Source organism: Bacillus sp. FSL R5-0709 (assembly GCF_038004785.1).
GTDB classification, from domain to species: Bacteria; Bacillota; Bacilli; order Bacillales; family Bacillaceae_G; genus Bacillus_A; species Bacillus_A mycoides.
In genome coordinates this window covers 554,425-567,058 of record NZ_JBBORT010000001.1, presented here as the reverse complement: position 1 = coordinate 567,058, position 12,634 = coordinate 554,425, and the positions used below count along the sequence as shown (strand labels likewise).

Sequence of the window (12,634 nt, the reverse complement as noted above, 5' to 3'; positions counted from 1 at the left end):
TAATCTCCCCTTAATTTGACAAGCTAGCTATATGAATATAGCTAGCTTGTTTGATCATGAAAACATTTTTAATAAAATTGTCGCTGTTACGACCATTGCAGCCCCACCTAAACGCGTTGAAATTTGTGCGAACGGCATTAATTCCATACGATTTGAAGCTGATAAAATAGCAACATCTCCAGTTCCACCTAAACCACTATGACATCCAGTTACAATCGCTGATTCAACTGGATACATTTTCATCACTTTCCCTACAAGAAAACCTGACGCTACCATTGTAAGAACAACCGATGCGCACACAACAACATATCCTACCGAAAGAACTGCTGCTACGTCTTTTAACGGAATATATAGCAATCCTAAACCGACCATTAATGGCCATGTTAAATTCTTTGAAATGAATTTATATAAATGGAATGCTCCTTGCTCCATTTTTGCTGGCATTAGATTAAAGTACTTCACAATTGCCGCTGAAAAAATCATAATGATTGCTCCTGGAATACCGATAAACTTAGAAGCGAATCCTCCGAAAATAAAGAATGTACATGCAATCAATAATCCTGCTCCCATTAATGAGAAATCAATTGGTTTTTCTGTATTTTGCTCCTTTAATAAATCTGCTTGATTGTCTGTTTTTACTAATACACCGTTACCACTAAGCTCAGGTCTCTTCTCACCTAAACGCTTCATATACCCTGCACTCACGATTGCAAACATATTCCCAATAATAGCTGCCGGAATAAGCTGTGATACAAACGTTGCTGATGATTCATTTAAAATATCACTATAAGCTAGCGACAATGGTAAAATCCCTTCTCCGATACCACCACTCACAATTGGTACGATGATAAAGAAAAATGTCTGCTTCATTTCAAATCCAAATAGTGAACCGACTAATAAGCCCACTGCTACAGAAGCTAACGTTCCTACTACTAAAGGAATAAACATACGAACGAAACCCTGCACTAACACTTTACGGTTCATTCCTAAAATACTTCCAACTACTAAACAAGAAATATATAAATATAAAAAGTTCGATTTTTTCATTAACATAGTCGCAGCTTCCATTGAAGCTGGATTCATCCAGTTAAAAAATACAAGTAACGATGGAATAAATAATGAGAGAATTGCTGGACCACCGATATTTTTTAATATTGGAATTCTCATTCCAATATCACCTAAGAAAATACCCATGATCATAATAACTGCAAAACCACCAATCATATCTGCTGGTAATTTATTATATACAGATGCTCCATAAATAATAGCAGCCAATACTACATATAACGGTAAAGGTATAACACCGATTTTAACGTTCATAATTTTAGAAGCGAAAGATTCACTTTTCAATTCATTGCCTTCAGAAAATGATACCGCTTCCACATTTTTTTGAATTCCCATATGGCACCCCCTTGTTTTCTTAATAACAATATTAAAACGCTTTCAATAGTAAAAATAGTTTTTGTAAGTTTTGTAATTGGTTTTGTAATTAAAAAAAGTATAAGCGACTTATAATAAGCCGCTTATACGTAAAAGTCTATTTTATTCCGGTCAATACACCTTAATTTACTCACCGGTCTTCCCACATTTTGATACACCATTTCATTCTCTAATACTCCGATTTCAGTCAAAAACATTACATACTTTCGAATAGAAACTCTCGAAACCCCTACTAATTGCGCCATTTCATCAGTTGTAAATGCTTGTCCATTAAGCGATTCGATTTTCTGCCAAATGAGTTGCAATGTTTGCTTTGTTAATCCTTTCGGAAGCTCTTTATAGTCAAAGGACTCTCTTTTTTCTTTTTGTAAAATTAACGAATCTAATTCCGATTGACTAATTTTTTGTTGTTCTTTCATGAAAGTAAATTTTTCTCGATACACCGTTAATGCTTCCTTAAAGCGTTCAAATGTAAATGGTTTAATTAGATAGTCTACAACTCCATATTGTAATGCTTTTTTAATACTTCCCATATCATGTACAGCTGAAATCATCATAATATCAATTTCTTTTTCTTGGTTGCGAATATACATTAAAAGCTCAAATCCAGTTTCTTCAGGCATAAAAATATCAAGTAATACTAAATCTACTCGTGATTCCTCTAATACTTCTATCGCTGCTTTAACTGAGTTAACTGCATGGACAAGTTCAAACCCTCCCACTTGCTCTAAATAATGCGTATTTAACATCGCAACCATCGGATCATCTTCTACAATTAAAACTTTAATCATATTTGCTTCTCATCCCTACCTTTAGGTATTTCAATTGTTATCGTTGTTCCCTCTCCTAATAAGGAGGAGATGTGAATCTCCCCATTTATTCGCTGTATACTTTCTTTTACAAGATACAAACCATAACCGCGATTATCCCCTTTTGTGGAATAACCTTTTGTAAATAATGCATCCACTGCGTCTTCTTCTATACCTTTCCCCGTATCTTGCACTGTAATAGTTAATGCATTCTGATATTGTATCCCAACTTCAACTTGTTTCTTTTTGCAATGTATCACTGCCTCTAATGCATTATCTATTAAGTTCCCTACAATCGTAATAAGTTCATGAGTAATACTTTCATCATATATTTCCGGCAAGTAAGAATCTTCACTTATAATTAACTTTATATTTTTCTCCCTAGCATAGCTAAGTTTACCTAGTAAAAAACCAGCAAATACTGGACTTTTTATTCTTTTCATAACCCCACCAATTTCATATTGATGCTCTGATACCATACTACTTACATATTTCTGCAATTCTTCATACTGTTTCATATGTGTGAGCCCTAATACGACATGCATTTTATTCATAAATTCATGAGATTGTGCCCGTAACGCTTCCGCATATAGCCTAATACCAGTTAGTTCCTCTGCTAATTTTCTAATTTCTGTTTTATCACGAAATGTTGCGATCGCGCCAACTATTTCTCCTTTTACATATAAAGGAACACGATTTGTGACAATCGTAATTCCGTAAATATTTTGTTCTTCGTTTAATTGTACCTCGCCTGTTTGCAACACTTCTTTTATACGTGAATTTGGCATATACAATTCAACATCTTTACCAATAAAGTCTTCTTCCAGTCCACTTTTTTTAAATAGCCGTTTCGCTTCATTATTTATTAAAGTTACATTCGCCTCTTTATCTACAGCAATAATACCTTCTTTCACCGAAAGCAACATCGTATTTCTTTCTTCAAGAATTTTTGCTATCCTATGCGGCTCAAGACCAAATAAACTTTTCTTTATATGTCTAGCTAGCAATATTGCTCCTATAATCCCAACTAATACTCCAACTCCGACACCAATATAAATAATATGTCTACTTTGCTTAACTCTTTCTTTTACATTATCTGCTGAAATACCGACAGCTACTGCTCCAAGCTGTTCCCCTGTTTCAGAAAATATTGGTACAAACACTCGCATTGAAATACCTAAAGTTCCTTCTGCTAGCGATACATGTTCCTTCCCTTTCAATGCAGGTCCTTCATCTCCCCCAATAAAATGATGACCTATTTTTTGAGGATTTGGATGAGATTTTCTTATTCCATCCATATCCATAACTACAATAAATTGAACACCTGTATTTTTTAATATCCTATTTGTATACGTTTGGATTGCTGAAGTATCTGCTTTCCCAATCAAACCATTGATTACAACTGAATCATTCGCCACAATATGTGCAATTGTTTTCGCTTTCTCTGCCTGGCTATCCTCCGTTGTCCGCTCTACATTATGACTAATTAATATATCTGTAACAAGTAAAGAAAAAATTACAACCGTACAAACTAACAATGTAATCGTTTTCCATAAATTCCATAGTCTTTTTCTTTTTTTCATCCCGTTAATGACTCCCCTAATTACTGAATATAAAAATAAGTAAGGTGATATTATTTTCACCTTACTTATTTGCTGTTATTATACTTTAAATTTACTAGTCATTGCTTGTAGTTCTTCGGCCATCTCAGCTAAGTTTTGCGAAGCCGAACTAATTTCTTCCATCGAATTTACTTGTTCTTCTGTTGAAGCTGCAACACTTTGCATACTAGCTGTATTTTCTTCTGCCGCCGCTGCAATTTCATCAATAGCATTTGTTACTTCGTTTGCATCTCCAGCTATACTCTTCGTTGTTTCTACCATTTGATTAACTTGAGAAACAATATGAGTAGTAGAACTTAAAATTTCTGTAAAACTTACTTTCGTTTTTGTTACAACATCTAAGCCTTGTTGAACTTCCCCACTCACATTATCCATTGCCTTAACAGTATGTTCAATATCAGCCTTAATTTCCGTAATTAAATTCGCGATTTCTCCGGATGACTCTCCTGATTGCTCTGCTAACTTTCTTACTTCATCTGCTACAATAGCAAAGCCTCGGCCCTGTTCCCCTGCTCTTGCCGCTTCAATAGCTGCATTTAAAGCTAATAAGTTCGTTTGAGTAGCAATGTTTTGAATTGCTTCAGAAATAGCTCCTACCTGCTTTGATTTCTCATCAAGAAGTTTAATAATAGCATCTGACTGGGATACCGACCTAGAAATAGACTGCATTTGTTTTGCGGTTTGTTCAACTAAATCTTCTCCCTCTTCAGCTCTTTCTCGCGCATGTAATGAGGAAATAGAAATTGACTCTGCGCTTCCAGTTACATCTTGAATTGCTGTATTTACTTGTTGTAATGTAGCCGCGCCTTCTTCAACACCTTGGCTTTGTGATTCAGCCCCACCTGATACTTGTTCCATTGCAATTGTAATTTGATCTGTCGCATCATTCGCTTGCTGTACGCTCGCTGTTAACTCTTCTGCCGATGCTGCAACATGTTCTGCTGAAAAGCTAATTTGGGTGATCACATCTTGTAAAGACGTAGACATTTCATTAAATGCATTCCCTAGTTTCCCTATATCATCCTTGGAATGGATTGTAATTTTTTCTGTTAAATCTCCCTTACTAATTTTATGTGCCGATTCAGCTATTTGTCGTAATGGCCTTGTAATAGAATTTGTAATGAAATAAATTAATACACTACCAAATGCAATAGCGATAGCTATGACAATCAAAGTCTTATAAAACACTGGACTGGCAGCTTGCATAATTTCTTCGTCAAACATAACTCCAACTATTTTCCATCCTATTTTCTCATTTGTTGTAAAGATTAAATTCTTTTTATCATCTTGTTCTGTATAAGATACATTTCCTTGTTTGTCTTCATAAATTGGTTTAATCCAAGGATCAGTAACCTTTGAACCTGGCTTTCTAGACGGATGACTAACAATTTGCTTATTTTGATCTAAAATAACTGCATAGCCTTTTTCACCAATATTAATCATTTTTGAAACCTTGAGGATGTTATCCAAATTCAAGTTAATACCTATAACACCTTTACCATCTTTTACTTCTTTAGCAATTGTCACTACCATATTTTTTGTAGATGCTGATTGATACGGTGCAGTAACAATTACCTTTCCCTTATTTTCATGCGCTTCTTTATACCATGATCTATCTGTTGGGTTATAGCCATCAGACATTTGAATAAATGGTTCTCTTATAAACTTACCCGTCTGCGTTCCAATATAAATACCTTCTACTTCTGGATGAAGCTTTATATATTGTGCTAACTTCGTTCTTACTATTTCTTCTTGTCCATTTGGATATGTATCCTCTGTTAAGATGTCTGAAAAGTACGTCGCATCAACAAATTTCTCTTCTATATTTTGAGAAATAACAGTATTTAAAACTGAAATATTCTCCTTTGCTTTATCGGTCATTTGATGTTCAAAATTTGTTTTGGCAGTTTGATATGAAACACCACCGATAATAAGTCCTGGTATAGTTAAAATAATAAAAAATGAAATGATTAATTTTTTCTTGATACTCATACTTTTAACCCAGTTAAATATATTTTGCATAATAAGCCTCCTTTATGTAATAGAACACTTGTGTAATTTTATACAATCAACATGTATAAAACAATATATAATGATAACATGTAATTTTTTCGTCAATTATGCATTTTTACATATCCACTTCTCCTAAACATTTTAATCCTAAAAAACAAGAGAACTTTAGCATATATAATAAGCTAAAGTTCTCTTGTTTTTTAACAGCTTCTCTTACAATTCCTTAAATCTTTATCCTTCACCTTATAGTTATATAGTTCATTCTCTTCTTCCTAATTTATTTGGGGTTATTTACATAGCTAATTGCCTGACTCCCCATCTGCACCCATGCCTGTTCAAATTTTCCTCTTGGCACTTTTACATCTAAGCTATCATCGAGGGGATCTCGAATATATACAGATTCCTTATCGTACCCAACAAGTACAACACAATGTTCATTATACGTAATAGAAACATCCCCACTATTTGTTTCCCATGTAGTAAATTCATCTTCATCTAAAGGAGCATATGTTGCATTCGTAATCATGACTACCGGGTGCCCTGCTTTTACACTCTTATAAATTTCTTCTATACTCTTCCCTGTTAAGTCCACAGCTTTATTCGGTAAATATTTTTTTGCTAACTGAAAAAGTGGTCCGTGATATACACCGTATCCGGATTCAGAAAAGGTATAAATATTCCCTACAAATCCTTCATTCGGATTCCCACGTACACCATCTTCCATAAAATTAACTTTTTTTATTTCATTTGCTAATTTCATCTTATCTACAGAAACACCTGCGTATTGTAACATCATCGCTAAACTTGTTACTTCGCAGCCTCTATCTAACTCTGGTAATTGCTGAATTAAAGGCACATTTGATAACATGACTTTTTCATCGTTATTACTAAACTCTATTCGTTTTTGACTTTGTACACTTGAAAATAGTACCCCCTTTACTTTCTCCACATACTTTGTAATTCCATTTGTATATGCACCCCATACCCCTATACATAGTAAGGCCATACATATATACCACTTCCATTTTCGTATCACTCTCACGCCCTTTTTAATTCGTTAAATACGAATAAAACGCATCAGCATCTGTTTGAACCATAGGAACAAACTTAAGCTCTTTTCCCTTTTCAGGTTGTTCAAGATTTATCTTCTCCGCTAAATCTTGAATCTTCAAATTCGTTCTATCCATACCTAGCTCATCTGCTATTTCTATTACCTTTTGCTCATTTATTTCTCTTAATACTTGATATATATCTTTGCCATATAAATCAATATGATATTTTTTTGCTTCTTCCTGTACTTTTTGTTCGTACACTTCTTGTGCTAACTCTTCCATCTCTTTTCCTTGTTGAGCAATACCTAGCTTTTCTGCTTCTTCTCTAACTTTCGTTCCGTAGATTTCTTCCTCAATCTCTTCTATTTCTTTTCCTTCAGTTGAAACACCAAGCTTTTCTGCTTCATTATTAATTTTAATCTTATTAATTTGATCAATTAAACTTACAATCGACGTATTCTCTATAGATATTCCTAGTTTCAACGCTTCTTTCCTCACTTTTGTTTCATAAATTTCTTCTGAAAGAATTCCAACATCTTTCCCTTCTGCCGAGATACCTAATTGATTAGCTTCTCTTCCTACTTCCGTCTCATGAATTTCTTTTTCTAACGTAATTTGTTCTTTCCCATCCGTTTCAATGCCTAACTTTTCCGCTTTTTCTTCCGTATGCATTGCATGTATTTTCCCATCATTTAATTGTTCTTTACTACGCTGCGTGTAATCTGTCTTTCCTTTTGTCATTCCAGAAGGGGAGGCACCCCCTAATATACTTAAACTCATTACTCCAATAGTGAATACCATCATCATTTTCTTTTTCAAGACTTCTTCCTCCCTCTCACGCTTTCTTTTTCCAGCTTTCCCATAATTTTTTTTTATACTATACATAAACTTCATCTCTGTTAGAAATAACCTTATGATTTATCCAGTTCATTCAAAAAAACTTACATCTTTTCTTTCCATCACAAGTTTCCATTATGTAATACATGCTACAAGTTATTCCTTAACTTTCCCTTAAAAAAGACGACCTTGTAAAAACAAGGTCGTCTTCTCACTTATAATCTTTGATTTTTTGGGAAAATCACTTCAAAACAAGTTCCTTCTCCCCATTTGCTCTCTACCGATATTTTTCCATAATGCTTTTCTACAATCCAATTAGCGATTGAAAGACCTAACCCAGCTCCTTCTGACATACTTCTTGCTTTGTCTCCTTGATAAAAACGATCAAATAAATTTGGAATATCTTCTTCTTTAACTCCTATCCCATTATCTTTCACCCGTATACGAATTGAATTACTCGTTTGTGTGCAATCAATTTGAATATGCCCATCTTCATTCGTATACTTCATCGCATTATCTAACAATATGACCATCATTTGATGGATTCTCTCTCTATCACCCATAAACGTTATATCATGTTCTACTTTTAATATCATCGCTTTTTCTTGATAAGAGGCAATTTCTTTATATGGATTTATAATTTCTTCTAACAACTTATCCAGTTCAAATGTTTTCTTATCCATCTCAATTTGATTAGAATCCGAACGTGCTAACAACAATAAATTGCTAACGAGTTTCGATAGCCGCCTACATTCTTTTGAAATTGTAGAGATATCCACGGCTTTTTCTTCTATCGTAGCGGATGGGGACTGGAATAATACATCCGTTTTTGATTGAATAACTGCAAGCGGTGTTCTTAATTCATGTGATGCATCGGAAACGAATTGCTGCTGTTTCTCCCATGAATTTTGAATAGGTATGAGTGCCCTGCCAGCTAGGAAAAAACCGATACCTATTGCACATAGACTGCCTATGCTACAACCTATTATGAGAATTAAAAATAAAGTATTTAGCATTTCTTCTTCAGCTGTTGTATCACGTACAATTTGAACTATTTTTCCATCTTCTTGAAACGCAAACATTCTAAAATATCGTCCTTGCACTTCAATATCTTGCAAATCCCCTACCTTTTTTGGAGAAAACTTTTCCAAATCCCCTTCAAAGTTAGAGCGAAATTTATGGTTATCGCCTTCTATCTCCACTATTTTTCCATTCCAAGTTATTATAGTTATCCGTGGGTCTCGAATTTTGATATTCTCTATACGTTTTCTTGGTGGTGGCATTTTAACATCAAATTTTTCTCTATACTGAGTTATCATTTTTATAGATTGATCCACTTCATTATAAGTACGCTTGTATGTGTACGAATAAATAATACTACCTAATACACCTATTAATAGGATAAATACTAACGAATTCAATATAGTTAGACGAATACGTGTCTTTTGAAACATGCTTCCCTTTCTCATTGTTCTTTTAATATATATCCAATACCACGAACGGTTTGAATATCTTTCTGATAACCGAATGGTTCTAATTTTTTACGTAAATGATGTACATACACTTCTACAATTGCTACTGTCGTATCAGAATCAAATCCCCAAACACGATCAAAAATTTGTTCACGCATTAAAATCTTCCCGCTATTTTGAATGAGATACTCTAGTAGCTCATATTGTTTTAATGTCAGCTTAATACCTTGTCCATCTACTTGAATGTCTTTATCTTTTCCGAACAATTCAATCCCTTTATAGCGAATGGTCTGCTGTGTTGTTAAACTACCACTTCTGCGTAGTAATGCACGAATTCTCGCTTTTAATTCAGGGGCCTGAAACGGTTTAACAATATAATCATCTCCACCAAAGTCCAATCCTTTCACTCGATCTTCTAAAGAATCCCTCGCTGTCAAAAACAGGACTGGCGTTTCAATCTTTTCATCACGTATTTTTTGAATCACTTCAAATCCGTCCATTTCTGGCATCATCACATCAAGCAAAATTGCATCATAAATGTTTTGCAGCGCCAAAAACAAGCCGTCTTCCCCATTCATTGCCGTATCCACTTCAAATTCATCACGTAAAATTTGTACGATAGACTCTAATAACGAGGCATTATCTTCTACTACAAGTAAGCGCATATTCTCACCTTCCACAATCTATTTCAACTCTCTTTATTATTGCATCTCTTCTCTTCATAACGAAATAATGTAATCATATTATGTAATTTCATTTTCAACTATTTCCTTCTAAAGTTTTGCTCGATATAAAATTTTGAACCTTTATTATAAAGGCTCTTTCTTAAATTTTGCTTAATAAAAAATTGAAAGAAATAAGATTCCTCTTATCTCTTTCAATTTTTTACTACATATACCTTTTTACTTGGCAACTCCAAACAATTTAACTGACCACCATACACAGCCCCACCATCAATTCCAATAATACGATTACTACCAAAATACACTCCGCAATTCTCACTACCATGAAGCATTTTTGTTTCCGTATGGCCAAATACAACAACCTTTTCGCCGCTATATCCATTATGAAATTCATTACGGATCCACATTAATGTATATGGTTCAGATTCAGAAACTCGGTTCATCGGCTCAACACCAGCATGTACAAAGATATACTCTTCTGTTTCAATGTAATGATCTAATTCTTGAATAAACGTTACATGTTCCTCTAATATATGAGATTGTAAAATCGGTTTTTGGAAGTTTTCCTCATTAACCGCAATGTCTTCTTCTACAAATCCATAGCTATATAACGTTTTATCTCCACCATTCCTTTTTACCCAATGGTTCCATGAACGTTCCTCATCAGTCGTTAACGCCTTGATCATCATATCTTCATGATTGCCCTTTAGAACGAGGGCTCCCGCTTCTTTTAACTCTTTTACCTTTTCAATTACTGCACGCGCATTTGGACCACGATCTATATAATCCCCTAATAAAATCAATTGATCCTGTCCTGCATCGTATTGAGCTTCTTCCAATAACTGTTCGAACTTTTCTATTTCTCCATGAATATCACTAATAACAAGTATTCTCTTCATTTCTTCCCCTTCTTTCTAAACCATTCTCTTTCTAATTATAGATTAAAACGACAGAAATTTCTGAATCATAATTCGAAATAGCATTTATTACAAATAAAACTATTATCCTTACAACACTGTAAGTCTCTTGTCATCCAATTCGATAGTTGCAATTACTATATTTCTTTATACTAAAAGTAAGAAATGAAACAAAAAACAAGGAGAGATGAGATATGAAAAAAGTGATGGAAGTTGTAGTAGCAGTGGCAGAGGTTTTCGTAAATGGTAAACAAGTTGCAATGGAGTTAAACAAATAATGAAAAGGACAATATTCTTTCTAGACCCTTTACTCATATAAAAGAGATAAGACTTCATCATTTCTTTGATCCCTTATCTCCCAATAGAGAAAGCCGCATCCTGAAAAAGGATGCGGCTTTCTCTTATTTTTGACTCGTACGAGCTGAAATACTAATTGCTCTATCTGTTGTTTTTGCAGCTTCATCTAACGCTTCTTTACTATTTTTCCCGTCATACATTGCTTCTAATGCTTTTACGACTGCATCTCTTGATTCTGGGAATACACTAATTAATGCACCTTGAGTTGCTGGAGATTGCTTCGTTGCTTGTAATTGCTCTACCGTTACTTTTAACTGCGGATACTTTTCATACTGCTCTTTTACTAACGGCTCATTATATGCATCTGGATTAATTGAGAAATATCCTGTTGCAGTATGCCATTTTGCTTGTACATCTGGCTTCGTTAAATATTTCATAAAGTCCCAAGCACCTTGCTGCGTTTCTTCTGAAACCATATTCGTCATCCATAATGATGCACCGCCAATAACAACACCATTTTGTTTCGAATCTTCTGGATACGGAATATACGAAACGCCTACATTAAACTTAGATGCATCAATTAAATCACGAACACCAGCTGAAGAATCTAAATACATAGCAACTTGTCCAGACTGGAACGCAGCACGAATATCATCCCAACTTGCTCCATACTTTCCAAGTGCACCAGCTTTATTTAATTCATCTAACATCCCAAACACTTTTTGACCTTCTTTTCCGTTAAATACCGCTTTCTTTGCAGCATCTTTACGGCCGTTTTCGTTGTCTACATATAAAGCACCTTGTGTCGCTAACAACTCTTCAAAGAACCAACCATAATTCAGCATTGAAAATCCATACTGCTTTACATTTCCGCCTTCTTTAATCGTTAACTTTTTCGCCGCTTCTTTTAACTCATCATATGTTTGCGGAGCTTTCTCTGGATCTAATCCAGCCTTCGCGAAAGCATCCTTATTATAAATTAATACTGGTGTAGATGAATTAAACGGCATAGAATACATTTTTTCATCAACTGAATAATAGTTCGTAATTGCTTTTTCTAATTTTGATGTATCGTACTTATCTTTTTTAATCCAGCTATCGATAGGCGTAATCTTTTTGCTATCAATCATATACTTCGTTGTAATTTCACTCGATTGAACAAGAGCTGGCGCTTCTTTCGTTGCAGACATCGTTTTAAATTTCGTTAAAGACTCTTCGTATGTTCCTTGGAACTCTGCCTTTATCTCGTATTTATTCTGCGACTTATTATAGTCTGCAACAAGCCCATCTAGTACACCTTGTGTTTTTCCACCCATTGCATGCCAGAAACGAATTACAGTTTTATCACCATTCTTTTCAACTGGAGCTACTTTTGCCTGTGCTTCAGGTTTCCCCTCTGTTTTACTATTTGAACAAGCTGCGCCGGTTAATGCCATTGTGGCTGCCATTAAAAGAGCAGCACTTTTTTTCAATAAACTCATCTCAATCCCAC

At 34.5% G+C, this 12,634-nt stretch carries 10 protein-coding genes and 1 pseudogene; all 11 read right to left on the bottom strand.

The window, feature by feature from the left end; all coding sequences use genetic code 11:
• Nucleotides 1–54 precede the first annotated feature (54 nt).
• Nucleotides 55–1,401 (bottom strand): 2-hydroxycarboxylate transporter family protein, encoded by a 1,347-nt coding sequence (locus tag MKX37_RS02910; RefSeq protein WP_002125134.1) that lies wholly within the window; start codon nucleotides 1,399–1,401, stop codon nucleotides 55–57.
• A gap of 122 nt (nucleotides 1,402–1,523) precedes the next feature.
• A complete protein-coding gene (locus MKX37_RS02905) occupies nucleotides 1,524–2,231 on the bottom strand; it encodes a response regulator (protein WP_078203665.1) in 708 nt (235 codons plus the stop codon).
• Nucleotides 2,228–3,832, bottom strand: a complete 1,605-nt coding sequence (locus MKX37_RS02900) for a sensor histidine kinase (RefSeq protein ID WP_002125131.1) — start codon at nucleotides 3,830–3,832, stop codon at nucleotides 2,228–2,230. Before MKX37_RS02900 ends, MKX37_RS02905 begins: the two co-directional genes overlap by 4 nt.
• Nucleotides 3,833–3,910: 78 nt before the next feature.
• Nucleotides 3,911–4,729: a methyl-accepting chemotaxis protein gene (locus MKX37_RS27395; protein ID WP_434087954.1), complete on the bottom strand. Its 819-nt coding sequence runs from the start codon at nucleotides 4,727–4,729 to the stop codon at nucleotides 3,911–3,913.
• Between the two features lie 120 nt (nucleotides 4,730–4,849).
• A pseudogene (locus MKX37_RS27390) lies at nucleotides 4,850–5,752 on the bottom strand (HAMP domain-containing protein); the annotation flags it as partial.
• Nucleotides 5,753–6,161: 409 nt separating this feature from the next.
• Entirely contained in the window at nucleotides 6,162–6,890 is a 729-nt protein-coding gene (locus MKX37_RS02890; RefSeq protein WP_003187235.1) for a C39 family peptidase, read from the bottom strand.
• A 43-nt stretch (nucleotides 6,891–6,933) separates the two neighbouring features.
• On the bottom strand, nucleotides 6,934–7,755 hold the full coding sequence (locus tag MKX37_RS02885; RefSeq protein ID WP_003187233.1) for a hypothetical protein: 822 nt from the start codon (nucleotides 7,753–7,755) through the stop codon (nucleotides 6,934–6,936).
• Between the two features lie 233 nt (nucleotides 7,756–7,988).
• Nucleotides 7,989–9,227 carry a sensor histidine kinase gene (locus tag MKX37_RS02880; RefSeq protein ID WP_002125123.1) on the bottom strand — a complete coding sequence of 413 codons (1,239 nt, stop codon included), beginning with the start codon at nucleotides 9,225–9,227 and terminating at the stop codon, nucleotides 7,989–7,991.
• 11 nt (nucleotides 9,228–9,238) lie between these two features.
• Entirely contained in the window at nucleotides 9,239–9,910 is a 672-nt protein-coding gene (locus MKX37_RS02875) for a response regulator transcription factor (RefSeq protein WP_002091066.1), read from the bottom strand.
• Between the two features lie 212 nt (nucleotides 9,911–10,122).
• Nucleotides 10,123–10,827 (bottom strand): metallophosphoesterase family protein, encoded by a 705-nt coding sequence (locus tag MKX37_RS02870; protein WP_002125121.1) that lies wholly within the window; start codon nucleotides 10,825–10,827, stop codon nucleotides 10,123–10,125.
• Between the two features lie 419 nt (nucleotides 10,828–11,246).
• On the bottom strand, nucleotides 11,247–12,623 hold the full coding sequence (locus MKX37_RS02865) for an ABC transporter substrate-binding protein (protein WP_002134301.1): 1,377 nt from the start codon (nucleotides 12,621–12,623) through the stop codon (nucleotides 11,247–11,249).
• Between the last annotated feature and the right edge of the window lie 11 nt (nucleotides 12,624–12,634).